25 protein-coding genes and 1 riboswitch are annotated in these 25,573 nt (G+C 64.1%); of the genes, 10 read left to right on the top strand and 15 right to left on the bottom strand.

Annotated features, from left to right (window positions below):
- Window positions 1-4: 4 nt before the first annotated feature.
- Genes hisIE through WDO72_20795 form a run of 9 tightly spaced genes read right to left on the bottom strand, consistent with a single transcriptional unit; the run spans window position 5 to window position 7,394 of the window.
- Window positions 5-622, bottom strand: coding sequence for a bifunctional phosphoribosyl-AMP cyclohydrolase/phosphoribosyl-ATP diphosphatase HisIE (gene hisIE / locus WDO72_20755; GenBank protein MEJ0088106.1), 618 nt, complete (start codon window positions 620-622; stop codon window positions 5-7).
- The gene (gene hisF / locus WDO72_20760) at window positions 619-1,386 is read right to left on the bottom strand and encodes an imidazole glycerol phosphate synthase subunit HisF (protein ID MEJ0088107.1); all 768 of its coding nucleotides are present in this window, start codon (window positions 1,384-1,386) and stop codon (window positions 619-621) included. The genes hisIE and hisF overlap by 4 nt, the downstream gene beginning before the upstream one ends.
- Complete coding sequence (gene hisA / locus WDO72_20765) at window positions 1,332-2,108, bottom strand: 1-(5-phosphoribosyl)-5-[(5-phosphoribosylamino)methylideneamino]imidazole-4-carboxamide isomerase (GenBank protein ID MEJ0088108.1); 777 nt, start codon at window positions 2,106-2,108, stop codon at window positions 1,332-1,334. The genes hisF and hisA overlap by 55 nt, the downstream gene beginning before the upstream one ends.
- A gap of 7 nt (window positions 2,109-2,115) precedes the next feature.
- Window positions 2,116-2,709 (bottom strand): imidazole glycerol phosphate synthase subunit HisH, encoded by a 594-nt coding sequence (gene hisH / locus WDO72_20770; protein MEJ0088109.1) that lies wholly within the window; start codon window positions 2,707-2,709, stop codon window positions 2,116-2,118.
- Window positions 2,706-3,770 (bottom strand): bifunctional histidinol-phosphatase/imidazoleglycerol-phosphate dehydratase HisB, encoded by a 1,065-nt coding sequence (gene hisB / locus WDO72_20775; protein MEJ0088110.1) that lies wholly within the window; start codon window positions 3,768-3,770, stop codon window positions 2,706-2,708. Before hisB ends, hisH begins: the two co-directional genes overlap by 4 nt.
- The gene (hisC, locus tag WDO72_20780; protein ID MEJ0088111.1) at window positions 3,767-4,813 is read right to left on the bottom strand and encodes a histidinol-phosphate transaminase; all 1,047 of its coding nucleotides are present in this window, start codon (window positions 4,811-4,813) and stop codon (window positions 3,767-3,769) included. Before hisC ends, hisB begins: the two co-directional genes overlap by 4 nt.
- Window positions 4,810-6,120: a histidinol dehydrogenase gene (gene hisD, locus WDO72_20785; protein ID MEJ0088112.1), complete on the bottom strand. Its 1,311-nt coding sequence runs from the start codon at window positions 6,118-6,120 to the stop codon at window positions 4,810-4,812. Before hisD ends, hisC begins: the two co-directional genes overlap by 4 nt.
- Complete coding sequence (gene hisG / locus WDO72_20790; GenBank protein MEJ0088113.1) at window positions 6,121-7,029, bottom strand: ATP phosphoribosyltransferase; 909 nt, start codon at window positions 7,027-7,029, stop codon at window positions 6,121-6,123. It abuts the gene before it with no gap.
- A 53-nt stretch (window positions 7,030-7,082) separates the two neighbouring features.
- Window positions 7,083-7,394, bottom strand: a complete 312-nt coding sequence (locus WDO72_20795) for a YerC/YecD family TrpR-related protein (GenBank protein MEJ0088114.1) — start codon at window positions 7,392-7,394, stop codon at window positions 7,083-7,085.
- A 106-nt stretch (window positions 7,395-7,500) separates the two neighbouring features.
- Window positions 7,501-7,614, top strand: a riboswitch (SAM riboswitch).
- Window positions 7,615-7,699: 85 nt separating this feature from the next.
- On the opposite strand from WDO72_20795, the gene WDO72_20800 reads away from it, so the two are divergent.
- Window positions 7,700-8,758, top strand: a complete 1,059-nt coding sequence (locus WDO72_20800) for a homoserine O-succinyltransferase (protein ID MEJ0088115.1) — start codon at window positions 7,700-7,702, stop codon at window positions 8,756-8,758.
- Window positions 8,755-9,909: a cystathionine gamma-synthase gene (metB, locus tag WDO72_20805; GenBank protein ID MEJ0088116.1), complete on the top strand. Its 1,155-nt coding sequence runs from the start codon at window positions 8,755-8,757 to the stop codon at window positions 9,907-9,909. Before WDO72_20800 ends, metB begins: the two co-directional genes overlap by 4 nt.
- A 37-nt stretch (window positions 9,910-9,946) precedes the next feature.
- On the opposite strand, the gene leuB is transcribed toward metB, so the two are convergent.
- From leuB to ilvC, 6 genes are all read right to left on the bottom strand, one after another.
- Window positions 9,947-11,011 carry a 3-isopropylmalate dehydrogenase gene (gene leuB, locus WDO72_20810; GenBank protein ID MEJ0088117.1) on the bottom strand — a complete coding sequence of 355 codons (1,065 nt, stop codon included), beginning with the start codon at window positions 11,009-11,011 and terminating at the stop codon, window positions 9,947-9,949.
- A 12-nt stretch (window positions 11,012-11,023) separates the two neighbouring features.
- Window positions 11,024-11,599: a 3-isopropylmalate dehydratase small subunit gene (leuD, locus tag WDO72_20815; protein ID MEJ0088118.1), complete on the bottom strand. Its 576-nt coding sequence runs from the start codon at window positions 11,597-11,599 to the stop codon at window positions 11,024-11,026.
- A 4-nt stretch (window positions 11,600-11,603) separates the two neighbouring features.
- Complete coding sequence (gene leuC / locus WDO72_20820; protein MEJ0088119.1) at window positions 11,604-13,004, bottom strand: 3-isopropylmalate dehydratase large subunit; 1,401 nt, start codon at window positions 13,002-13,004, stop codon at window positions 11,604-11,606.
- 140 nt (window positions 13,005-13,144) lie between these two features.
- Entirely contained in the window at window positions 13,145-14,101 is a 957-nt protein-coding gene (locus WDO72_20825) for a branched-chain amino acid transaminase (GenBank protein ID MEJ0088120.1), read from the bottom strand.
- 15 nt (window positions 14,102-14,116) lie between these two features.
- A complete protein-coding gene (locus WDO72_20830) occupies window positions 14,117-15,694 on the bottom strand; it encodes a 2-isopropylmalate synthase (GenBank protein ID MEJ0088121.1) in 1,578 nt (525 codons plus the stop codon).
- A gap of 30 nt (window positions 15,695-15,724) precedes the next feature.
- Window positions 15,725-16,720, bottom strand: coding sequence for a ketol-acid reductoisomerase (gene ilvC, locus WDO72_20835; protein MEJ0088122.1), 996 nt, complete (start codon window positions 16,718-16,720; stop codon window positions 15,725-15,727).
- Between the two features lie 355 nt (window positions 16,721-17,075).
- Between ilvC and WDO72_20840 the strand changes: the two genes are divergently transcribed.
- The 8 genes from WDO72_20840 (at window position 17,076) to WDO72_20875 (ending at window position 25,514) form a co-directional block, all read left to right on the top strand.
- Window positions 17,076-18,473, top strand: coding sequence for a leucyl aminopeptidase family protein (locus WDO72_20840; GenBank protein MEJ0088123.1), 1,398 nt, complete (start codon window positions 17,076-17,078; stop codon window positions 18,471-18,473).
- Window positions 18,466-19,800, top strand: a complete 1,335-nt coding sequence (locus tag WDO72_20845; GenBank protein ID MEJ0088124.1) for an MFS transporter — start codon at window positions 18,466-18,468, stop codon at window positions 19,798-19,800. Before WDO72_20840 ends, WDO72_20845 begins: the two co-directional genes overlap by 8 nt.
- A gap of 15 nt (window positions 19,801-19,815) precedes the next feature.
- Window positions 19,816-21,501 (top strand): dihydroxy-acid dehydratase, encoded by a 1,686-nt coding sequence (gene ilvD, locus WDO72_20850; protein MEJ0088125.1) that lies wholly within the window; start codon window positions 19,816-19,818, stop codon window positions 21,499-21,501.
- 273 nt (window positions 21,502-21,774) lie between these two features.
- The gene (locus tag WDO72_20855) at window positions 21,775-22,404 is read left to right on the top strand and encodes a TonB family protein (protein ID MEJ0088126.1); all 630 of its coding nucleotides are present in this window, start codon (window positions 21,775-21,777) and stop codon (window positions 22,402-22,404) included.
- A gap of 59 nt (window positions 22,405-22,463) precedes the next feature.
- Window positions 22,464-23,189, top strand: a complete 726-nt coding sequence (locus WDO72_20860; protein ID MEJ0088127.1) for a MotA/TolQ/ExbB proton channel family protein — start codon at window positions 22,464-22,466, stop codon at window positions 23,187-23,189.
- 46 nt (window positions 23,190-23,235) lie between these two features.
- A complete protein-coding gene (locus tag WDO72_20865) occupies window positions 23,236-23,676 on the top strand; it encodes a biopolymer transporter ExbD (protein MEJ0088128.1) in 441 nt (146 codons plus the stop codon).
- Window positions 23,677-23,696: 20 nt separating this feature from the next.
- Window positions 23,697-24,116 carry a biopolymer transporter ExbD gene (locus tag WDO72_20870; protein MEJ0088129.1) on the top strand — a complete coding sequence of 140 codons (420 nt, stop codon included), beginning with the start codon at window positions 23,697-23,699 and terminating at the stop codon, window positions 24,114-24,116.
- Window positions 24,117-24,380: 264 nt separating this feature from the next.
- Window positions 24,381-25,514, top strand: coding sequence for a hypothetical protein (locus tag WDO72_20875; protein MEJ0088130.1), 1,134 nt, complete (start codon window positions 24,381-24,383; stop codon window positions 25,512-25,514).
- The last annotated feature ends 59 nt before the right edge of the window (window positions 25,515-25,573 follow it).

Raw genomic sequence — 25,573 nt, forward strand, 5'->3', positions numbered from 1 at the left:
GTTCTCAGCGGTGGCGCGACTCTAACTTCTGAACGACTTGCGGCAACGCAATACCTCTGGCGCGTAGCAACACCAGCAGGTGGAACAGCAGGTCGGCGGATTCGTCGATCAGTTTGTCATCCGACTCGCCAGCGCCGGCCAGCGCCGTCTCCACGCCTTCTTCACCGACTTTCTGCGCAACCTTGTTGATGCCCTTGGCGAGCAGTTTGGCGGTGTAACTCGAGTCCGGCTTTTCCGTGGCGCGCTGCGCGATCACCGCTTCGAGTTTCGCCAGAAACGCGATGCTCGTGGCCGCGCTGCGCGGCTCATCGCCGAAGCAGGTGAGAGTGCCGTTGTGGCACGCCGGCCCGCGCGGGCGTGCGCTGACCAACAACGTGTCGTTGTCGCAATCGGCCGCGATGTCGACCACGTCGAGCGTGTGCCCGGTGGTTTCGCCTTTTTCCCACAGCCGCTGTTTGCTGCGGCTGAAGAACACGGCGCGCTTGCGGGCGAGGGTCTGCTCGAGCGCCTCCCGGTTCATGTACGCCATCATCAACACGGCGCCGGTGTCGGCATCCTGCACGATGGCGGGCACGAGACCGTCGCCCTTGGCGAAATCGATCTTGGAAACATCCAGGTTCACGGCCGCACCTCGATGCCGGACGCCGCCAGCGTGGTCTTGAGATCCGGGATCGCGATCGTTCCGGCGTGAAAGACGCTCGCGGCCAATGCCGCGTCGACCCGCGCCTTCTCGAAGACTTCGACGAAATGCTCCGGCGCGCCGGCTCCGCCCGAGGCGACCAGCGGTACGTCGCAGACTTCGCGTACGGCCGTCAGCTGCGCGACGTCGTAACCGCGCCGCACACCGTCGCTGGTCATGCAATTGAGCACGATCTCACCCGCGCCACGATCCTGGACTTCTTTCACCCACGACAACGTGTCGCGGCCGGAATTGCGCGAACGATTCGGATCGCCGGTGTACTGGAACACGCGATAACCCTCGGCGAGACTGGCGCTGTCGATGCCTATGACCACGCATTGTGAGCCGAAGCGCGCGGCGAGCTCTTCGATGAGGCCGGGATTGGCCAGGGCCGGCGAGTTGATCGATATCTTTTCGGCGCCCGCATTCAACACCGCTTCGGCGTCTTCGACCGAGCGGATACCGCCCGCCACGCAGAACGGAATGTCGAGCACTTCGGCGACACGGCGCACCCAGTTGCGATCGACGCTGCGGCCTTCGGGGCTCGCGGTGATGTCGTAGAACACGACTTCATCCGCGCCCTCGTTGCGATAACGCTCGGCCAGCACCAGGATATCGCCCACGATCTGGTGATCGCGGAAGCGGATGCCTTTTACGACCTGGCCGTCGCGGACGTCGAGGCAGGGGATGATGCGTTTGGCAAGAATGGGCCTAACTCCTTCGGATCGATCATTTCTTCGAGCAATGCCTTGCCGCTGATCGCGGCGGCGCTGCCGGTCGCGGCCAGTGCGTGCAGGTCGGCGGCCGAACGTACGCCGCCGGACGCCTGCCAGGAAATCGTCGGATATCGCTTCACGGCGTCGGCGTACAGCGCCGTAGCCGGGCCGAGCAATGCGCCGTCGAGCTCGACATCTGTGCACAACACGTGTTTTAGACCATGCGGTAGATAGGACTCGATCGCTTCCCACAAGGTGAGCTTCGACTCCTTCGTCCAGCCGCGCGTCAGTACGCGGGGTACACCATCCGCATCGTGGCGAATGTCGAAGGCGAGGCCGATTTTCTCGGCACCGTACTGCTTGAGCCAGGCTTGCACCTCGGCCGGCTGTTCCACAGCGGCGCTGCCGACGATGACGCGATCGATGCCGTTGCGCAGCAGGTCCTCGACCACGGCAGCGGAGCGCACGCCGCCGCCCACCTGGATATGTAGCGCGCGTTGCGAGGCGAGCCGCACGATGACGCTGCGGTTGGCGAGACGCCCGTCCTTGGCGCCGTCGAGATCGACGACGTGTAACCAGCTCGCGCCGAGCGAACGGTAACGCAGCAGCAATTCGTGTGGCTCGAGGTCGTAACGGGTCTCGGCGTCGAAGTTGCCCTTCAGCAGGCGGACGCAGCGGCCGTTACGCAGGTCGATGGAAGGTATGAGGATCATGATTGGTTCAGGCTTTGAGAAAATTCGCCAGGATGCGGGCACCCACCACGCCCGAGCGCTCGGGATGGAATTGCGTGCCGCAGAAATTGTCGCGGCGGGCGACGGCGGTGAAATTGCTGCCGTACTCCGTGGTCGCGACGGTGAACTTGCCCGCGGGCACCGCGAAGCCATGCACGAAGTAGACGTAGTCGAGGGCGCTCACACCCTCGAGCAGCGGATCGGGCTGCGATGACACGAGCTGGTTCCAGCCCATGTGCGGCACCGGCAGCCCGGGCGCCGAATGCAGCTTGTCGACGCTGCCCGGAATCACGCCGAGAGTATTCGCCGGGCCCTCGTCGGAGCGTTCGAACAGGAGCTGCATGCCGAGGCAGATGCCTAACAAAGGTTGTTTGAGGGTGGGGATCAGCCGGTCGAGGCCGGCGATACGCAGGCGGTTCATCGCGTCGTGCGCGGAACCCACGCCGGGCAGGAACACGCGCGGCGCGTTCCTGATGACGCCGTGATCGGTCGTCACGACCGAATCGCTGCCGAGCCGCGACAACGCGGCGCGCAGCGACGCAATGTTGGCGCCGCCGCTGTCGATGATGACCGCCGCGCTCACAACACTCCCTTGGTGGAGGGCAGATCGTCGCCCTCGCGGCGCAGCGCCATGCGCAACGCGCGGCCTACACCTTTGAAGCAGGCTTCGATCATGTGGTGTGTATTTTCGCCCACGATGGTGACGTGGATCGCGGCCTTCAGGCTCTCGGCCAGCGACTTGAAGAAGTGCGGTACCAGTTCGGTGGGTAATCCGCCCACCGACTCGCGCGCGAACTTGCCTTCGAACACGCCGTAGGCGCGGCCCGAAAGATCGATGGCCACGCGCACCTGCGCTTCGTCCATGGGCAGCAGGAAGCCGTAGCGGGCGAGGCCGAGCTTGTCGCCCAATGCCTGTCGTAATGCCTCACCGACGGCGAGCGCGCAATCCTCGACGGTGTGGTGTTCGTCGATCTCGAGATCGCCGGCGCATTTGAGCTCGAGCGAGAACCCGCCGTGTTTGGCGAGCTGCTCGAGCATGTGATCGAAGAAGCCGATGCCGGTGGAAATGGCGATCGGCGCGGTCGCGTCGAGATTCACCGTCACGTGGATGTCGGTTTCCTTCGTCTTGCGCTGCAGCGTGGCGCGGCGCTCCGTCAATTCGCGCAGGATGGCCGGCCAGGTTTCCCACTTGTTGCCATGACGGCGCACCAGCAAGCCGCGGATGCCGAGATTGCGCGCGAATTCCATGTCGGTCTCGCGGTCGCCGATCATCGCGCTGCCAGGGAGATCGACGTCGCGAACGTATTCCTCGACTAGTTTGGTCTTGGGCTTTCGGCAGTCGCAGCCGTCGGTCTTGCGGTGCGGGCAGACGAACACCGCATCGAATTCGATGTCCTGCGAGCTGAATGCATCCATCATGAACTGGTGCGGGACGTCGAACGCGGCCTGTGGAAAACTCTCGCTGCCGAGACCATCCTGATTGGTGATCATCGCGAGCTTGAAGCCCGCCTTCTGCGCCTGGCGCAGCGCGGCGAATACGCCGGGCATGAAGCGGATCTTCTCGATGGCATCGACCTGTTCGTCGGGTGGTTCCTCGATGAGGGTGCCGTCGCGGTCGACGAACAATACGCGGGACTTGCTCACGCGAGACTCCGGATCAATCGATCGTTCTGTTCAGGGGTGCCCACCGATATACGCAGGCTGTGAGGCGAGACGGTGCGCATGTCGCGGACCAGCAGTTTCGCATCGCGGGCGGCGGCCAGGGCAACTTCCGCGTCCACGAAGTCGGCCATCAGGAAATTGCTGACACTCGGCCAGAGCTTGCGCAGGGACTTCTTGCCGGCGAGCGCCGCGGCCACTCGGTCGCGCTCGACGCGCACCTGTGCGACGCGTTCGCGTTGCACAGCAAGTTGGGTCGCCGCCAGCGTGGCCAGCACGGCTTCGATGGTGAGCTGCGGAATGGAGTAGGGCGGAATCACCTTGGCCAACAGCGCCACGATCTCGGCCGACGCGATCAGCGAGCCGACGCGCGCACCGGCCAGACCGAACGCCTTCGACAAGGTGCGCAGGACCACGAGGTTCGGGAAACGTGCCAGTGCTCGCGTCCACGAAGGATCGCCCGAGAACTCGATGTAAGCCTCGTCGATGACGACCAGCGACTTGCCCGCGAGTGTGACGACCAGCTGCTCAATAGCGGCCGGATCCATCGCGTTGCCGGTCGGATTGTTAGGCGTGCAGAGAAACACGATGCGCGTGTTCTCGTCGCAGGCGGCCAGTACGCCCGCGGTATCGAGCGAGTAATCGGCCCGCCGCAACGGCACCTCGCGCACTTCCGCTCCCTGGATACGTGCGGCCACGGAATACATGCCGAAAGTCGGCGGGCAGATGATGACGTTGTCGACGCCGGCGCGGCAGAAGCCGCGCACGACCAGGTCGATGGATTCGTCGCTGCCTCGTCCGGGCAACAACTGCGCGGCGTCCACGCCGTAGAGCTCCGCCAGGCGCCGCGCCAGCTCGTGCGGGTGCGGCTCCGGATACCGGTTGAGTCCCGCGAGTGAACGGTCGGTCTCCGCGCGCCACGGTAGTTCGTTCGCGTGCAGCCGATCGAAGGCGGGATCCCAGCTGGCGTGTGCGTAGGCCTTCAATGCCAGGATCTCGGGGCGCGCCAGAAACAGCACACTGCTCATGGCCGGCCACCTGCGAGCGCGTCGAGGCGGACTTGCACGGCATTGCCATGGGCATCCAGGCCTTCCATATCCGACAGCGTGATGGCCGTCGGGCCCAATTCGCGCAGCCCGTCGGGGGTGAGCTCCTGCACCGTGATGCGTTTCTGGTAGTCGATGAGGGAAACGCCGCTGTAGCTGCGCGCGTATCCGAACGTCGGCAACACGTGGTTGGTGCCCGAACAATAGTCGCCCATGGATTCCGGCGACCACTCGCCGATGAAAACCGACCCGGCGTTCTCCACCTGCGGCAGCAGCGCACGTGCGTCGCGCGTCTGGATGATCAGATGTTCCGGCGCGTATTCGTTCGATACTGCGATGGCGGTGTTCAGATCGGGAACCAGGATGCATCGGCTCGCGGCCATCGATTGCGCAATGATGTCGCGCCGGCTCAACGATGCGGTCTGCGCGGCGAGTTCGTCTCCCACCGATTTCGCCAACGTAGCGGAAGTCGTCACGAGCACGACCTGTGCGATGGTGTCGTGTTCGGCCTGCGCGAGCAGATCCGCGGCGACGAACCGCGCGTTGGCCGATTCGTCGGCGATCACCAGCACTTCGGAGGGACCCGCGGGCAGATCGATCGCCGCGCCGGCAGGATCGGCCGCGACGATCTGTTTGGCCGCGGTCACCCACGCGCTGCCCGGCCCGAAGATCTTGTCCACCTTGCGCACGCTCTGCGTGCCGAAGGCGAGCGCCGCGATTGCCTGTGCACCGCCCATTTTATAGACCGTGTCGACACCGCAGATCTCGGCGGCCACCAACACCGCGGCGTGCACCTTTCCATCGGGCCTGGGGGGGCTTGCGATGGCACGTGCCCGGCAACCGGCAATGCGTGCCGGTACCGACAACATGATCGCGGTGGAGGGCAGCGGCGCCGACCCCGCCGGGACATACAGGCCGACACTGTCGATGGCACGCGTGATGCGTTCGCAGACGACGCCGGGCATAGTTTCGACGCGCAACGGCGCTGCGCGCTGCGCCTCGTGAAATCGCGTGACGTTCGCTACCGCGCGTTCGAGCGCGGCGATCTGCACGCCGTTCAAGACGGCGCGCGCTTCGCGAAACTCCGCGGCGCTGACGCGCAGATCGGCAAGCGCCGGCCCGCCGAACTGCTGCGTGAAACGGTTCACCGCCGCGTCGCCTTCGGCGCGCACCGACGTAATGACCGCGGCCGCCTGACGGAATACTTCATCACGGCTGCCCGCCGCGGGCCGCGTCAGGGCCGCGCGCCGCATGTCGGGAGATGCCGCATTCCAGTCGACGTATTTCATCTAGGCCAGCATTTTCTCGACGGGCAACACCAGCAGCGAACTCGCGCCGGCTTTCTTGAGACTCTCGAGCGTCTCCCAGAACACGTTTTCGCGGCACACGGCGTGAACGGCGACCAGCTCATCCGAGCCTTCGAGTGGAATGATGGTGGGAGTCTTGCTGCCCGGCAGCAGCCGGCGAATCTCCTGCAGCTGCGAGCGCGGCGCGTGCAGCATGATGTATTTGCTTTCCTTTACCTGCTGAACGCCGTCGACGCGCAGCAGCAGCCGCTCGACCCATTCCTGCTTTGCTTCGGACAAGGCGACCGGCGTGCGGATCAACAACGCCTGGCTCAGTAAAACCGTTTCGACCTCGCGCATGTGGTTGGCCTGCAAGGTCGAGCCGGTCGATACCAGGTCGCAGATGAGGTCGGCTCGGCCAAGGCGCGGCGCGATCTCCACCGCGCCCGACAACGTGACGATCTCCGCGGTGATGTTGCGTTCGCGCAGGAATCGTTCGAGCGTGAACGGGTAGGTAGTCGCGATGCGTTTACCCGAGATCGAGCGCGGACCCTCGTAGTTGAATCCTTCGGGCACGGCCAGCGACAGACGGCAACGGCCATATTCGAGCGTGCACAATTCGGTGAAGTTGGCGGCATGGCCTCGCGAAAGCAGCTCGAGGCGCTTCTCTTCGAGCACGTTGCGGCCGACCAGTCCGAGATCGCAGACGTCTTCCTGCACGAGATCGGGAATGTCGTCGTCACGCACGAACAACACGTCGAGCGGCATGTTCTCGCCGAAGCCCATGAGCTGATCGCGGCCGCGCGATAGTTTGAGCCCACAGCTCTTGAGCAACTCGAGCGAGGGGTCGGTGAGTCGACCGGATTTCTGCACGGCGAGCTTGAGGCGTTGGTCTTTGTCGTTGGGAGTCATGATTGGCCGGGAATAGCTGAGGGGGAGGCCCGCGAGGGCGCGCTGCGGTTGGATCAGGCGTGGCGCTGCAGACGATTGACGGCGATCGAATAGCCGCCGTTGCCGTCGGCCAGGCAGCGCGCCACGCGTCCGATGGTCGTGACGCTGACGCCGGTGAGGCGGTGGATCTCGCGGTAGGGCACACCTTTCTGCAGCCAGTCCACCACCGCCCAGCGGTCGGCGATGGCCTGCAATTCGGCCGGCGTGCACAGGTCGCGAAAGAAGGCGCGGCATTCGTCCACGTTCTTGAGCGTCAACACGGCGGCGAACAGGCTGCGCTCGGAAAGAGCTTCCTGGCGGGCGGTGACGTTACGGTGTTGCTTCATGAACTAATGTACTAACGCGTTAATACGGTGGCGCACCGTATCCGTGGCGCTGCGGAAATGCAAGCCAGATGCTTGCGCTGCTGAGAAGCGGCTCATAGAATCCGCACACTCATCGAGACCGGCTGAGGGATTGGGCCCAAAGACGCCGGGGCAACCGCCACCAACGTGGAAAGGTGCCACATCCTGCGGAGCCGCTTCTGGCGGTTCCGGCAGATGAGCAGCCTCAGCTCCCGACGTCGGGAAGCGGGGGTGTCGTGCCTCTCGCACGGCTGCTCGTTACGGATGCTCGCTGGGCGGAGCATTCGATGAGCAACGACAACCAGACCGTTTCCCGTAACGCCGCCGCAGCAGACGCCGGCGCCGGTAACCTCACGCAGGTGCGCGAGGGAGTTCTCGCAGTGCCCGGCGAGATGAAACTGCATTTCGGCGGCACGCTCGAATCCGTGTCGATCGCATGGCGGCTGGCCGGTCCGGCCAACGCGCCCGTGGTGGTCGCGCTCGGTGGCATCTCCGCCTCGCGGCGGGTGTGGATCCCGGACGAGCCGCGTGGCGGCTGGTGGCACGAAGTCGTCGGTCCGAAGCTGGCGCTCGACACGCAGCGCTTTCGCATCCTGAGTTTCGACTATCTCGGCGCCAGTGCCGATTCCACCGGTTCGCGTGATGGCGCGCCGTTCCCGACGGTGTCGGCGTACGACCAGGCCGAACTACTGCTGCGGCTCATCAACCACCTCGGCATCGCTTCGCTGCGCGCCATCACCGGCGCGTCGTACGGCGGCATGGTCGCGCTGGCGTTCGGCGAGCGTTACCCGGACCGCGTCTCGCGGCTCATCGTCGTCAGCGCCGCGGATCGCGCGCATCCGATGGCCAGCGCCTGGCGCGTCGTGCAGCGGCGCATCGTGAAATTCGCGATCGAATCCGGACAACCGGCGCAGGGCCTGGAGCTGGCGCGGGCGCTCGCCATGGCCACCTATCGCAGCCCCGAGGAATTCGCCGCGCGGTTCGCGGGCGCGGCGCGCCGCAACGAGGACGGCCAGCACGTGTTGCCGGTCGAGGAATACCTGTTCGCGCGCGGCGCCGAATACGCGCAGCGATACCGGCCCGATTCGTTCATCTGTTTGTCCGAATCCATCGACCTGCATCGCGTGGACACGGCGCGCATCTTCGCGCCGGTCACTGCGATCGCGGTGCGCGAGGATCAACTCGTGCCGCTTGGCGACATGCGCGCAATGGTCGCCCGATTGCCGAATGCCGAGCTGCACGAAATTTCCTCGGTGTACGGACACGATGCCTTTCTCAAGGAGAACCGGCGCCTCGCGCCGATCTTCGCCAACGTATTGAACGATCTATCAGGAACCGCCGGATGACGAAGCTGACCCTGGACACCCGCGCCGTGCGCGCGGGCCTCGAAAACTGCGATGTGACCGGTGCCGTGGTACCACCACTGCACCTGTCTTCCACCTACGCCTTCCGCGGCTTCGGTGACAAACGCAAATACGACTACAGCCGCTCGGGAAATCCGACGCGCGACCTTTTGGCCGAGGCACTCAACGATCTGGAGGGCGGGGCGGGCGCGGTCATCACCGGCTCCGGCATGGGTGCGATCACCTTGGTGGGGCACATCCTGCCCGTCGGAGCGCGCGTGATCGTGCCGCACGACTGTTATGGCGGCACCTTCCGGCTGTTCACTGCCTGGAAGAAACGCGGCGAGCTCGACGTGGAGTTCGTGGATTTCGGCAATGCCGCCGCGGTGAGCGCCGCGTTGTCGAAGCCCGCCGCGCTGGTGTGGATCGAAACACCGAGCAACCCGCTGTTGCGCATCACCGATATCGCCGACATTTCGAAGCGCGCGCACGCGATCGGTGCGCTGGTGGCGGCGGACAACACCTTCCTGTCGCCGGGCTGGCAGCTGCCATTGCAGCTGGGTGCCGACATCGTGGTGCATTCGACCACCAAGTACATCAATGGCCACAGCGATGTCGTCGGCGGCGCGGTCATCGCGGCGACGAAGGAAATTGGCGAGCAACTCGCCTGGTGGGCGAATTGCCTGGGTCTCACGGGCTCTGCCTTCGACAGCTATCTCACGTTGCGCGGACTGCGCACGTTGCACGTGCGTCTCAAGGAACACGGCCGCAACGCGCAGGCGGTAGCGGAGTTCCTGGCGAAGCAGAAGAACGTGAAGTGCGTATATTTTCCGGGACTGCCTTCGCACCCGGGCCACGACCTCGCCAGGCGTCAGCAGACCGGCTTTGGCGCGATCGTGACGCTCGAAGTCGAAGGCGGCACGACGGGCGCGAAGAACTTCTGTGAGGCGCTCGAGTTGTTTTCGCTGGCGGAATCCCTGGGTGGAGTCGAAAGCCTCGTCGCGCATCCCGCGACGATGACCCATGCGGCGATGGCGCCCGAAGCGCGCGCCGCCGCGGGGCTGGTCGATGGATTGCTGCGGCTGTCGATCGGTATCGAGTCCACGGACGATCTGCTGCGCGACCTGGCGGCTGGCATCGCGGCGCTCGGGTAATCCGAAGCCGATCGTCTGGCGCTCGGCGGGAGCGCCTTTAGCCAGTGGTCAGCTGCGCGAGCACCGCATCGCCCATGCGGCGCGTCGACATCGACGGCCGGCCATGTTCGGCGATGTCGGCCGTGCGCGCGCCGGCGGAGATCACGCGGTCGACGGCCTGCTCGATGGACTCCGCTTCGCGTTCGAGCTTGAGCGAATGCCGCAACAGCATCGCGACGCTCAGGATGGTCCCGATCGGGTTCGCGATTCCCTTGCCCGCGATGTCGGGCGCCGAGCCATGGATGGGTTCGTAAACACCGCGTGATCCATCGCCGAGCGAAGCCGACGGCAATACGCCGAGCGAGCTTGCGAGCATGGCGCCTTCGTCGGTGAGGATGTCGCCGAACATGTTTTCCGTGAGCATCACGTCGAATTCGCGCGGCCGCTTGAGCAGGTGCATGGCCGCGGAATCGACCAGCATGTGCTCGAGCTCCACCTCGGGGAATTCGGAATGCACGACGTGTTCGGCGATCTCTCGCCACAGGCGCGACGTTTCGAGTACGTTCGATTTGTCGATCGATACGATCTTCTTGCGGCGGGTCATCGCCAGGCGGCCGGCCACGCGCGTGATGCGTTCGATCTCGCTGGCGGAGTAGCTGCACAGGTCGGTGGCGAGCGTCGCCGTGCGCGTCTTGGCGCCGAAGTAGATGCCGCCGGTGAGCTCGCGCACGAATACGAGATCGACGCCGTCGAGAATTTCCGGCTTGAGTACGGAGGAGTCGCGCAGGGCGGGGTGCAGCTTGATGGGCCGCAGGTTGGCGTACACGCCGAGCTCGCGGCGCAGCCTGAGCAGACCCTGCTCCGGGCGCACCGGCGCGGACGGGCCCCATTTCGGACCGCCAATGGCGCCTAACAACACCGCATCGGCCGCGAGGCAGATGTCGAGGGTCGACTGCGGCAGCGGATCGCCGTGCAGGTCGATGGCGATGCCGCCGAACGGCGCGTTCGTCAGCGTGAATTCGTGGCCGAAACGGCTGGCGACCTGTTCGAGAATCCGGACACCTTCGTCGATCACTTCGGGACCGATGCCGTCACCGGCGATGACGGCTATCTTTGCTTTCACGTGCGGGCGTCCTCAGCGAGGCTTGTGTTCGTAGGTGGAGATCGCGGCGCTTTGCGACAGCAGGTAACCCAGCTCGTCGACGCCGTTCAGCAGGCAAAACCGCGCGAAGCCCTCGAGCGGGAACTTCACGACCGTGCCGTTCGGCAAGGTCAGCGTGGTGGATTCCACGTCGATGGAAACCTCGACGCCTGGATTGGCCAGCAACCAGGCATGTGTCGGCTCGTCCACGACCAGCGGCAACAAGCCGTTCTTCAGGCTGTTGGTGCGGAAGATGTCCGCGAACTCGGTGCTGATCACGGCCTGGATGCCGAAATCGAGCAGCGCCCAGGCGGCGTGTTCGCGCGAGGAACCGCAGCCGATGTTGCGGCCGGCGACCAGGATGTGCGCGCCGGCGGCGGCGGGCTGGTTCAGCGCGAAATCCGCGTTCGGATTTCCGGCGCCGTCATAACGCCAGTCGGCGAACAGGTGTTTGCCGAAGCCCGACTTCGAGGTCGAAGTCAGGAATCGCGCCGGGATGATCTGGTCGGTGTCGATGTTGGTCGCGGGCAGCGCGACGGTGCGGGAACGGATGGTTTTGACGGCGGGCATGTGGTTAGTTGGTGAATTCACGCGGATCGGTCACGCGTCCGCGGATGGCGGAGGCGGCGGCGGTTTCGGGGCTGGCGAGCAGCGTACGCGCGCCCTTGCCCTGACGGCCTTCGAAATTGCGATTGCTGGTGCTGATGGAGTAGTGGCCGGACGGAACGAGGTCGCCGTTCATGCCGAGGCACATGGAGCAGCCGCTCTCGCGCCATTCGGCGCCGGCGGCAAGGAACACCTGGTCGAGGCCTTCGGCTTCGGCAGCGCGTTTGACGGCCTGCGATCCCGGCACCACCAGCATCTTCACGCCCTGCGCGAGCTTGTGGCCGCGCAAGACGCGCGCCGCGTTGCGCAGGTCGGAAAGGCGGCCGTTGGTGCAGCTGCCGACGAACACGTTGTTGACGGGCACGTCGGCGATCGCTTCGCCGGCGGTAAGGCCCATGTACGCCAGCGCCTTCTCGAACACGGCATCGCCGCTGGCGGGTACGTTGCCATTGACGGGCGCCACCATGCCGGGGTGAGTGCCGTAGGTGACCATGGGCACGAGCGCGGCGGCGTCGATGTCCACGGAGCGGTCGTACACCGCGCCCGGATCGCTGGGTAGTTTGCTCCAGTGCGCGACGGCGGCGTCCCACGCGGCGCCCTTGGGCGCGCGCGGCGTGTTGGCGAGATATTCGAACGTGGTCGCGTCGGGCGCGATCATGCCGGCGCGCGCACCGGCTTCGATCGACATGTTGCAGATGGTCATGCGCTCGTCCATCGACATGGCTTCGATGGCGGGGCCGCGGAACTCGAGCACGTGGCCGGTGCCGCCCGCGACGCCGATCTTGCCGATGATGGCGAGGATCAGGTCCTTAGCGGTCACTCCCGCCGGAAGGCGGTTCGTGACGTTGATCGCGAATGTTTTCGGCTGGCGTTGCAGCAGGCACTGCGTGGCGAGCACGTGGCCGACTTCGGTGGTGCCGATGCCGAAGGCGAGGGCGCCAAAGGCGCCGTGCGTCGAAGTGTGCGAATCGCCGCAGACGATGGTCTTGCCGGGCTGCGTGATCCCAAGCTCGGGCCCGATGATGTGCACGATGCCGCGCCGGCTGTCCTGCAGGTTGAACAGCTCCACGCCGAACTCGGCCGCATTGATCTCGAGTTGTTTGACCTGCCGGGCCGCGGAATCGACTGCGATCGGCACGCCGCCGAACACCTGCTCGGTGCGCGTGGGTGTCGAGTGATCCATGGTTGCGAGAGTCAGGTCCGGCCGGCGCAGCTTGAGGCCGCGCGAACGCAGTTCCGTGTACGCCTGCGGGGTGGTCACTTCGTGCGTGAGGTGCAGATCGATGAACAGTACGGCGGGCGTTTCGGCGGTTTCAGGTACGACCACGTGGTCGTCCCACACCTTTTCGAACATTGTCTTGGGTTGCATAAGAATCTTGAGGGGGCGCTGGGAAGTAAGTCGGTGCCGGGTCGGACTTAGCAAGTCGGTACCGGGTCGGACTTAGAACAGTTGGCGTCGTGAACTATCCAGTGAAATTTCTCTAAGTCCGACCCGGCACCGACTTACAACTATCCCGCCACCGCCACGCGTGGTGCATTCATGTCGACGTAGTCGAGCCAGCCGTACTTGTCCTGCGTCTTGCCTTGCACGAGGCCGAAGTAGGCCGCCTGGATTTTCGCGGTGACGGGGCCGCGTTTGCCGTTGCCGATCTGGATGGCGTCCACAGAGCGGATCGCAGCCACTTCGGTGGCCGTGCCGGTGAAGAACAACTCGTCGGCGATGTAGAGCAACTCGCGCGGCACGGCCATCTCGCGCACTTCGATGCCGAACTCCTTCGCCAGTGTGATCACCGTGTGGCGCGTGAGGCCGCCGAGCAGCGAATGCGCCAGGCCCGGGGTGTAGATCACGTCGTCTTTCACGATGAACAGGTTCTCACCGGCACCTTCGCTCACCGTGCCGTCCGACGACAATCCGATGCCCTCGACGAAGCCGAGGCGTTTCGCCTCCAGGCCGATCAACTGGCTCGATAGATAGTTGCCGCCGGCCTTGGCCATGGCGGGAATCGTATTCGGCGCGACGCGCTGCCACGACGACACGCAGACGTCGACCCCTTCGTCTTCCGCGGCGCCGAGATACTTGCCCCACTCCCAGCCGGCGATCGCCACTTCGATGGGCGGATCGATCTTCGGCACCACACCCGCCTCGCCGTACCCACGGAAGGCGACGGGCCGCAGGTACGCGCCGCGCGCCAAGCCGTTCTGCGCGATCACTTCGCGGCAGGCATGGTTGATCTGGTCTTCGCTGAACGGGATGTTCATGCGGTAGATCTTCGCGGAGTCGAACAACCGGTGCGTGTGATCCTTGAGCCGGAAAATGGCGGGACCGCGCGGCGTTTCGTAGGCGCGCACGCCTTCGAACACCGATGAGCCGTAGTGCAGCGCATGCGACAACACGTGCACGGTCGCCTTTTCCCAGGGAACCAGCTTGCCGTTGAACCAGATGTATTTCGTTGCGGGTATGGGCATGACAGATGACTCCGTTTAAACCGCGGCCTGCGCAATCTGCGCGGCGCCGGTCCGTTCCTCTCGCGTGCGTTGCAAATTCGCCTGCGAGAGTTCGATTCGATTGATCACTTCGAGGAAAGCCTGGGTGGCGGACTCGACGATGTTGGTTGACACGCTCGAGCCCCGATAAGTGCGCGCATTGTACTCCACGTACACCAGCGCCTCGCCTTGCGCGTCTTCACCGGCCGACACGCTGCGAACTTCGAACTTGCGCAGTACGACCTGCACTCCGGTAGCGCGTTCGATCGCTTTCAGTGCAGCGTCCACCGGGCCGTCGCCCGTGGCACGCATTTCAATCTCGCGCCCGTCGCTGTGACGCAGCGTGACGGTTGCCTCCGCCTTGTTGGCATCGGAGGCGGTGCGCAGGTTCGACAGCGACCACGGCCCCACCGCGCTGTGTTCCGCCTGCAGGACCAGCGCCTCGATGTCGCCGTCGTACAGCTCCTTCTTCCTGTCCGCCAGCGCCTTGAACTCCTCGAACACGCGCGCGAATTCGACGTCGTCGAGTTCGAAACCCAGTTCGCGAACGCGCTCGCGCAGCGCATGGCGGCCGCTGTGTTTGCCGAGCACCAATGACGAGCGCGACAGACCGACATCCTGCGGACGCATGATCTCGTAGGTGCTGTGATGCTTGAGCATGCCGTGCTGATGAATGCCGGATTCGTGCGCGAAGGCGTTTTCGCCGACGATCGCCTTGTTGCGCGGAATCGGGACACCGACGATGTTCGCCAGCATGCGCGAAGTCGGGTAGAGGCGAGTGGTGTCGATCTTGGTATCGAGATTGAAGAACGCATCGCGCGTCTTCAGCGCCATCACGACTTCTTCCAGCGAACAGTTGCCGGCCCGTTCGCCGATGCCGTTGATCGTGCATTCGATTTGCCGCGCCCCCGCGACCACGGCGGTCAGGCTGTTGGCGACCGCCATGCCGAGATCGTCATGGCAATGCACCGACAGCCGGATCTTCTCGATGCCACGGACATTCTTGCGCAGGTAACGAAACAGCTCCGCGAATTCATCGGGCACCGTGTAACCGACGGTGTCGGGAATGTTCACCGTGGTCGCGCCCGCGTCGATCACTGCTTCGACCACCTGCGTGAGGAAATCGAGCTCGGTGCGCGAAGCATCTTCCGGCGAGAACTCGACGTCGTCGCACAACTCGCGCGCGAACTTCACGCCTTCGACCGCCGCCTTGATGATCTCTTCCCGCGCCATGTTCAACTTGAACTGCCGGTGGATGGCGCTGGTCGCGAGGAACACGTGGATGCGGCGATTCGCCGCCGGCGCGATCGCCTTCGCGACGTGATTGATGTCGTCGCGGTGGCAACGCGCGAGGCCGCAGATGATCGGTCCCTGCACCTCGCGCGCCACCGCGTTCACACTCTCCCAGTCGCCACGCGAGGCGGCTGGAAAGCCCGCCTCGATGACGTCCACGCCCAGATCCGCCAGCGCGCGCGCCACCCGAAGCTTTTCGGGTTGCGCCATGCTGCAGCCCGGCGATTGCTCGCCATCGCGCAGCGTCGTGTCGAAGATCATGACTCGTTCGCGCCGGGACATGGGTGTTACCTCGGTTTCAGGTCGAAGTTGTTAGCGGCCCTGCTCGAGCCACGGCATGCGAGCGCGCAGCTCGGCACCGACCGATTCCAGCTGGTGGTCGAGATCGGCCTTCATGAGGCGGTTGTATTCCTTGCGGCCGCCGGCGTTCTCGGCGATCCACTGCTTGGCAAACTTGCCCTGCTGGATTTCCTTGAGGATCTTGCCCATCTCTTTCTTGGTCTTGTCGTTGATCACGCGCGGGCCGCGCGTCAGATCGCCGTACTTGGCCGTGTCGGAGATGAACTTGTGCATCTTGGTGAGGCCGCCTTCGTGCAGCAGGTCGACGATGAGCTTGAGCTCGTGCAGGCACTCGTAGTACGCGACCTCGGGCTGATAACCCGCTTCGACCAGCGTTTCGAAACCCTTGAGCACGAGATCGCTCGTGCCGCCGCACAGCACGGCCTGTTCGCCGAACAGATCCGTCTCGGTCTCTTCCGCGAACGTGGTCTCGAGCACGCCGCCGCGTGTACCGCCGATGCCGTGACCGTAGGCGAGGGCCTTGGCGAACGCCTTGCCGGTGGAATCCTGGTACACCGCGATCAGCGACGGCACGCCGCGACCCTGCTGATACTGACGGCGCACGAGATCGCCGGGACCTTTTGGCGCGATCAGGACGACGTCCAGATCCTTGCGCGGCTTGATCTGCTTGAAGTGGATGTTGAAGCCGTGGGCGAACAGCAGCGCGGCGCCTTTCTTGAGTGACTTCTCGACCGACTTGTACAGATCGGCCTGCGCCAGGTCCGGCACCAGCATGGCGACCAGGTCGGCACCGGCGGCGGCGTCATTCGGTTCGGCCACCTTGAGGCCGTCCTTCTTCGCCTTCTTCCAGCTCGCGCCGCCCTTGCGCACACCGACGACCACGTCGTGCCCGCTGTCGGCGAGGTTGAGCGCATGCGCGCGGCCCTGGCTGCCGTAGCCCAGGATGGCGATCCGGGCTTTCTTAAGCGCCTTCTTGTCTACGTCTTTGCCCGAGTACAACTTCGTCATTGTCAGCTCCATTACAAACGTTCATAAGAAAAACCCCGCATCGGCTCAGTGGCCGGTGCGGGGTTTTTGGTGAATAAGCTTGTCTCTAGTGTTGGCGAGTCAAGCAGGCGTCCCGCACCGGCTGTTGTCTGGCAACAGAAGGAGGGGAAGAAGTACTACGACGCCACGCGTAAGCGGGCGCGCCACCATGGCGCTGCCGGAAATTGCGTCGAAATGTGAGCACTTGGCCTGCATACAATGCGCGCGATAACACCACGGGTGTTCGTCCATTGTCAACGTGAAACCCCGGTCGTCACGCATCTTCCGTCCCGCTTTGGATGCTCCATAGCGCCCTCAATCGCTTAAACTTTTTGCCGTGAGTTCCCACCTGCTCAATGAAGCCGAGGCCAGCGGCGCGAGACCCCTCTGGCTGGTTGGCGAGCAAGGTCTGCCCGCCTGGCTGGAATTGCAGACCGCTGCGGTGCGTTCCTGGGTGCGGGCACAGCAGTTCGCTGCCGAGAAGCAGAAGTTGCTGCTAATCCCCACCGCCACGGGTGATTCGATTGCCGGCGCGGTGCTTGGTCTGGGTCCGACGCAGGAACTCAGTGAGCCCACCATCTGGACTTCGGCAGGGTTACCCGATCGACTGCCGCCCGGCCGCTACCGTTTCGCGGGCAGTTTCAGCGCGGTCGGCGCGACCCAGCTGACGCTGGGTTGGGAGTACGGCTCCTACCGTTTCAGCCGCTACCGGAAACCCGCCACTGAATTGCCCTCGCTGGTGACACCGGCCGGGGCCGATCTCGAATACGTGCGCCTCGCGAGCGAGTCGCTGAGCGAAGCGCGCGATCTCATCAATACGCCGGCTAACGACCTCGGACCGGCAGAGCTGGGCGAGGCAGTGCAACGCCTCGCGCTGCAGCATGAAGCGGAGTGCCGGATCCTGATCGGCGAAGAACTGCTGCGGCAGAACTATCCACTCATATATGAGGTGGGCAAGGGCAGCGCGCGGGAACCGCGGCTCATCGACATGCGCTGGGGAAAGAAAGGCGCGCCGCTGGTCACGCTGGTCGGCAAGGGCGTGTGCTTCGACACCGGTGGTCTCGACATCAAACCGTCGAGCGGCATGCTGCTCATGAAGAAGGACATGGGCGGTGCCGCGCTGGTGCTCGCGCTCGCGCGCATGTTGATGGGCGCGGACGCGCCCGTGCAGCTGCGCCTGCTGATTCCGGCGGTGGAGAACAGTGTCTCCGGCCGCTCTTTCCGGCCGAGCGACATCATCCGCTCGCGCCAGGGCCTCACGGTGGAGATCGGCAACACGGATGCCGAAGGGCGCCTGGTGCTGGCGGACGCCCTGGCCGAAGCCGACCGGGAAACGCCCGCGCTGCTGATCGACCTCGCGACGCTCACCGGCGCCGCGCGTGTCGCCCTTGGACCGGAACTGCCGGCTATCTACTCGACGCCGCCGGATCTGGCGGAGTCGCTGCGCCAGCTGGGCGAGCGCGAAGCGGATCCGATGTGGCCCATGCCGCTGTGGCCCGGCTACGAAGAAGACCTCGGCAGCCGCATCGCCGATCTCAACAACGTGTCGAATCATGCGTTCGCCGGCTCCATCATCGGCGCGTTGTTCCTCAAACGATTCGTCACGCGCACGCGCAACTGGTTACACGGCGACGTCTACGCGTGGAATACCAAGGAACGCCCGGGACGGCCGGTCGGGGCCGATCCGCACACGGTGCGCGCGTTGTACCGCCTGATCCGGCAGCGCTTTGGTTGACAAGGCGCGTCCGGTTTCGCCGCGGTCGAAGCAGGCCGAATCGCTGACCGCGGAGGCGGCCTTCCGGCGCGAGATCGCACCCTGGGCTTTGTTAGGCCTGACGCTCGGCCTGGTCGAAGGCGCGACCGCGGCGGTGTTGATCAAGAAGACCTTCATGCACGCGGCCTCGCCATGGATCGTCAATCTCGCCGTGGCGTTCGTGAGCGGGGCGCCCGCGTTGTCGAACGTAGTGAGCTTCGTGTGGGCGAATCTCGCGCATGGCCGCGCGCGCATCGGCCTCATGGTGGGTTTGCAGGCCGGCTTTGCGCTGCTCGTCGGATTGCTGGGGGTCGCGCCACACGCGCTTGCCGGCCTGGCGTTCGCCGTCGCGTCCATTCTCGTCGCGCGCGTCGTGTGGACCGGCATCCTGACGGTGCGCGCCGCGGTATGGAGCGCGAACTATCCGCGCACCGCGATCGGCCGATACACCGGGCGCATCGTCATCGTCAGTTCTCTGGCGGTGGCGCTGGCTGCCGGTTGCGCCGCGTGGGTGCTCGACACTGGCGTGATCGACTCGCGCTGGTTGTTTGGCGGCGGAGCCGTCGCCGGTCTCATCGCCGCATGGCTGTATCGCGCCGCGCGTGTGCGGCGCGAATTCGTATTGCTGGCCGAAGAAAACGCCGTGATCGGGCGCAGCGAGCCGTTCAGCCTCGGCATGTTGTTCGAGATCCTGAAGAAGGACCCGCACTTCCGCGAATACATGTTCTGGATGGGCGTGTTCGGCGGCGGCAATCTGATGCTGACCTCGCAGCTGGTCGTCATCTTCAGCGAGCACCTGCACCTGTCGGCGAGCTCGCAGATCGCCTTGCTATCGATCGTGCCGCTCGGCCTGTTGCCGCTGTTCGTGCCGTTCTGGGCGCGCATGTTCGACCAGGGTCACGTGGTCGAATACCGCGCCCGGCAGGGCTGGACGCTGGTGGCCGCGGTCGCGCTGCTGACCATCGGAACCTGGATCGCGTGGCTGCCGCTGTTGTGGATTGGCGCGGCGGTGCTGGCGTTCGCGTATGCCGGATCGAATCTCGGCTGGAATCTCGGGCACAATGACTTCGCCTCGGTGGGCCGCGCGCAGCACTACATGGGCGTGCACGTCACGCTGACCGGCGTGCGTGGCGCCATCGGGCCACCCGCCGGAATCCTGATCTACCAGTGGCTAGAGTCGTTGCGGCCGGGCCTGGGGATTTATTCGCTGGTGTTGCCGCTGGGTTTCGTGACCGTCGGCGCCGCGGGGTTTTCACACATGCGGCGCGTGATGCACGCGCAGGCACAGTCGACAGACGGTAATAGTTAGTCAGAGGAAGGACAGATGACGCGCAAGAAGAGTGGGGTGGTGGACCAGCGCAAGTATTCGCGCCTGGTGGTCGATGGCGCCAAACAGACGCCGTCGCGCGCGATGCTGCGCGCGGTCGGATTCCAGGATGCGGATTTCCAGAAGCCGCAGATCGGTGTGGCCTCCACGTGGGCGAATCTCACGCCCTGCAACATGCACATCAACGAACTCGCCGCCGAAGCAATCGCGGGTGTGGATGCGGCGGGCGGCAAGGGCGTCCTGTTCAACACCATCACGGTTTCGGACGGCATCTCGATGGGCTCGCCCGGCATGCGTTATTCGCTCGTGTCGCGCGAAGTGATCGCCGACTCGATCGAGACGGTGGTGGCCGCGGAGGGCTTCGATGGTTTCGTGGCGATCGGCGGCTGCGACAAGAACATCCCGGGATGCGCGATCGCGATCGCGCGCCTGAATCGTCCGGCGGTGTTCGTCTATGGCGGCACGATCAGGCCGGGGCTCAAGCGGCGCGACATCGTGTCGGTATTCGAAGCGGTCGGCGGCCACGCCGCGGGCCGCGTCTCCGACGCGGAATTGCTCGACGTCGAACGCACGGCGATCCCCGGTCCCGGCAGCTGCGGCGGCATGTACACGGCCAACACGATGGCGTCGGCGATCGAAGCGCTCGGACTGTCGCTGCCTGACAGCTCCGCGCAGGAAGCGGTCGGTGGCGCGAAGCGCGACGATTGCCGGCGCGCGGGTGCCGCGGTCACCGAATTGATCCGCGCCGGCATCACGCCGTCGCAGATCCTCACGAAGAAGGCTTTTGAAAATGCGATCACGGTCACGATCGCGCTGGGCGGCAGCACCAACGCGGTCCTGCACCTGCTCGCGATCGCGCACGCGGCGCGAGTCAGACTCGGACTACAGGACTTCACGCGTATCGGTAAACGCGTACCGCTGCTTGCCGACGTGCGTCCGAGCGGCAGGTACTTAATGTCGGAGCTCATCGCAATCGGTGGAATCCAGCCCCTGATGAAACGTTTGCTCGACGCGGGTTTGTTGCACGGCGACTGCATGACAGTCACCGGCCGCACGCTCGCGCAGAATCTGCGCGATGTCGCGGATTATCCGGCGGGGCAGGACATCGTTCGTCCACTCGACCAGCCGATCAAGAAGGACAGTCACCTGGTGGTGATGTACGGCAACCTCGCGCCCGAAGGCGCGGTCGCAAAAATTTCCGGCAAGGAAGGATTGCGCTTCAATGGCACCGCTCGAGTTTTCGATGGCGAAGAGCGCGCGACTGCCGCGATCCTCGCAGGCAAGGTCAAGCCCGGTGACGTCGTCGTGATTCGCTACGAAGGGCCGCGCGGCGGTCCGGGCATGCGCGAGATGTTGAGTCCGACTGGCGCCATCATGGGCCGCGGCCTCGGCGGCAAAGTTGCGCTCATCACGGACGGAAGATTCTCCGGCGGCAGTCATGGCTTCGTGGTTGGACATATATCTCCCGAGGCGGCGCTCGGCGGACCGATCGGCCTGATCCGGGACGGTGATCGCATCGCGATAGATGCGGTGAAACACACCGTGCAGCACGAAGTGAGCGCAGCGGAGCTGCGCAAACGCCGCGCGAAATGGAAAGCACCGAAGCCCTATGCGACGAAAGGCGTCTTGGCGAAGTACGCGCGGAATGTGTCAAGCGCGTCGCTTGGCGCGGTGACCGACTGAATGCAAAGTGAAAGGCACTTTCACATTCCGCATATTATTCGTGACGGACTCACAGACAGTTGTTGTCAGGCCCGCGTGGTGCGGTTACAGTTCGGCGGCTTCGGTCCGGCGCCGAAGCTAAAAAATGACGATGCGATTTTAAGAGTCATGCTCGCGCATAGGGAGCAGACTCGGGGACGGAACGAACGAACGGTTGCACTGGTCGGAAAGCTTAGTTACTTTCCGCCACCCCGTTCTACGCGCCGATAGTTTCACTCGCGACCACGGGAAAACATGGCCGCTTACGCACAAGACTCGAGCTTTTTCACCCGCCGCGGCATTGTTGTCGTGGCGATCACCGCTCTTCACATCCTCGTAGCCTGGGGATTCGCAACCGGCTTGGCCCAAAAGGTCATCCACCTCGTTGCGCCTCCGATCCAGGCGGACATCGTCGAGGAGATCAAGAAAGAAGACGAACCACCACCGCCGCCGCCGCCAGAAATGGAGCGTCCGCCGGTTGAAGTGCCGCCTCCGGAAGTGTCGATCGACCTTCCAATGGAGACGAACACGACGGCGATCCAGGACGTGACTGACCGTCCGGCACCGCCGGCACCGCCGCCGCCGCCGCGTATTGCGGGCGCACCCGCGAAAATGACGCGGCCGGTGAATCCGGAAGACTACTACCCGCCGGGTTCCATCCGCCGGGAAGAACAGGGCTCGCCGGTCGTCCAGGCCTGCGTGGGTCCAAATGGCCGTCTGCTGCGTGAGCCGGTGGTCACGGATACGTCAGGTTTCCCGGATCTCGACGGTGCCGCCGTCAAAGTCGCGAAGGCGACTCGCTACGCGGCCGCCACAGAGAACGGGACCGCGCTGCCGGAGTCGTGCATTAAATTCAAGGTCAAGTTCGTTCTCAAGAACAACTAGTCATTTACCGTGATGCGGTGCCTCGAGCACCGCTTCGCATTTTTGTCATCGAGGAAATCATGGAACCTACTGCTGCTGCTGCTGCTGCCGAAGTCACCAACCCGTACGGCCTCACAGCCCTTTGGCGAGACGGCGGCCCGATCGCCCAGGCGACGCTGATCATTCTGGTGATCATGTCTGCCGTCTCCTGGTACATCATCTTTTCGAAACTGTGGGATCAGCGCCGCCTCAGGCAGGGCGCGAAGGTGGTCGAGAAGCAGTTCTGGAGCTCGGGTTCCCTTAAGGAAGCTGTCGACCGTCTGCCGAAGGACAATGACTTCCGCCAGGTCGCCGAAGACGGCCTGCGCGCCTCGGCCCACCATGAAGGCCGCCTGACGGATCGCATCGACCTGCACGAGTGGGTGACGATGTCCCTGCAGCGCTCGGTCGATTCGGTCAACAGCAACCTCAGCAACGGCCTCGCGTTCCTCGCGACCGTCGGTTCGACCGCGCCGTTCGTCGGCCTGTTCGGCACCGTCGTCGGCATCCTGAAGGCGCTCGTGAACATCGGCGTCAGCGGCCAGGCATCGATCGACAAGGTCGCCGGCCCCGTCGGTGAAGCCTTGATCATGACCGCCATCGGTCTGTTCGTCGCCGTTCCGGCGGTCATGGGCTACAACTGGCTGCTCCGTCGTAACAAGAACATCAGCGAGAGCCTGCGTAACTTCGCCTCGGACCTGCATGCGTATCTCGTGGGCGGCGCCCGCGTTGCGCAGGGTGCTCCTGTTTCTGGTGGCAAGAAGTAAACCCGGTAACCCGGGTCTTACGTTTCACCAACTGAGGTAGAACACCATGGCGATGAGTGTCGGTTCGAGCGACGGCGACGAGGCAGGGTCAATCGCGGAGATCAATACGACTCCGCTGGTCGACATCATGCTCGTGCTGCTGATCATTTTTCTGATCACGGTGCCCGTGATCAAGAAGATGGCGAATGTCGAGATCCCGAAGGCGGTCAACATTCCGACGCAGACCAAGCCCGAGAACATCACTATTTCGGTGGACAAGGCCGGCACCATTTATTGGAACGCCGGCACCATCGACAAGAACGTGTTTTTTCAGCGCATCGTCTCCGAAGCACGGAAGGTGCCCCAGCCCGAATTCCACATCCGCGGCGACAAAGACGCGCGCTGGGAAGGAGTCGGGCGGGTCATCTTCAACCTGCAGCGCGGTGGCATCGTGAAAGTTGGGTTCATCACCGAGCCGGATCGCGGCAGCATCCGCGTCACGCGCTGAGAACTTCGAGGTAATTTCGTATGGCAATGGCAGTAGGCGGCGCCGAAGGCGCACCGATGATGGAGATCAATACGACTCCGCTCATCGACGTGATGCTCGTGCTCATCATCGTGTTGATCATGTCGATTCCGGTCATGACGCACGCGACCAAGCTCGATATGCCGCAAACCAACAATCCGCCGCCGACGGTTCGACCTGAAGTCATTCAGCTCGATATCGACTTCGACGGCACGATTGTGTGGAACGGCACGGTGGTCAGCGGCATTCCGCAGCTCGAGAGTTTCTTCCGCTCGGAGACGGGCAAGGATCCGCAGCCGGAGATTCATCTGCGTCCCGATCGTCGGTCGCGTTATGAAACCACGGCGCTCGTGATGGCGGCGGCACAGCGCAACCACATGAAGAAAATGGGCTTCGTGAATACCGCGGAGTTCCGCGACTAGTCAAACGCCTGAATCTATTGGGAAACTTTCTGCCGTCATGAGCATCAAATTTGCAGATGTCTTGACGGTGGGTTGATCAAACCGAGCCGCGGCCTCTCAAAGACCGCGGTTCTTTTGTAAGGAGCGTCGGAAGTGCGTGATCGGTTAAACCTTCGGTCCAACCTGAAGTCCGCAATCGCTGTCATCGGCCTGCTTGGTATGACTTCCACTGTTTGGGCGGCGGACCCGCCGGCCGTCCCGGATGATGCTTGCGGCGTGCGCAAGATGACCAAGAAGCTCGAGAAGCCATTGGGGGCCGCGCAGGACGCTCGCGGCACGAAGAACTGGCAACAGATGCTCGACAAGGCGAACGAGGCGGATGCCGTTCCCGTTCCGAAAACTCCCTACGATGAGTTCTGGATCCACGAATTCCGCGGCATCGCGAACGCCAACCTCAAGCAGTATCCCGAATCCCTCAAAGACCTCGAGGCGGCGCTCAATTCTCCCTGCATGACCGAAAGCGACAAGGCGGGGCGCACCAAGCTCATCGCGCAGGTCGCGTATCAGATCAAGGATTACCCGAAAGCCATCGATTACGGCAAACGTGCCTACGAGGCGAACCCCGATGCCGACATGGGCATCTACCTCGGTAATTCCTATTACATCCAGAACGATTACGAAAACGCGGTCAAAGTCCTCAAGGACGTGGTCGAGAAGCTCAAGGCGGCGGGCAAGAGTCCCGACGAGCAGACCCTGCGCATCATTCAAAGCGCCTGCTACAACATCAAGGACAACGATTGCGTCGCCGAGCAGATGGAACAGCTCGTCGCCCACTATCCGAAGCCGAACTACTGGCTGGATCTCACCAATTCGTTGATGCGTGTCAGCAAGAACGACAAGGAATTGCTCAACATCCTGCGTCTCGCCGACGGCGTCGACGTAATGAGCGAAGCCCCGCAATACACCGAGATGGCACAGCTGGCGATGGCCCAGGGTCTGCCGGGCGAAGCGCAGGCGATCATCGAGAAGGGCAACGCGAAGGGCATCTTCAAGGAAGCGCGCGAGAAGGCGCTCGCTGCACGCATCCTCGGCGAAGCCAAGACGGCGGTCGAACTCGACAAGTCCACGCTGCCCAAGCAGGACGCCTCAGCGCGGGCCAAGCCCACCGGCGATTCCGACGTGAAGCTCGGTGCCGCGTACCTGAGCTACGGCGAAAACGACAAGGCGATCGAGGCGTTGACACGCGGGCTCGGCAAGAGCGGCGTCAAGAATCCCGATGAAGCCGGGTTGCTGCTCGGCATCGCCTATATGCGCGCGAACAAGAAAACGGAGGCCGCGACGGCCTTCGGCACCGTCAACAAAGATCCGGCGATGACGCGTATCGCGAAGCTGTGGTTGCTGAAGGCGGGCGAGGCTTGATGAATACGAGGGTTAATTTTTCATTTACGCGGAGTGTGCGTGTGTCTATTCGTAGAGCA

Source organism: Pseudomonadota bacterium (genome assembly GCA_037200975.1).
In the GTDB taxonomy this organism is placed as follows: Bacteria; Pseudomonadota; Gammaproteobacteria; order Steroidobacterales; family Steroidobacteraceae; genus CADEED01.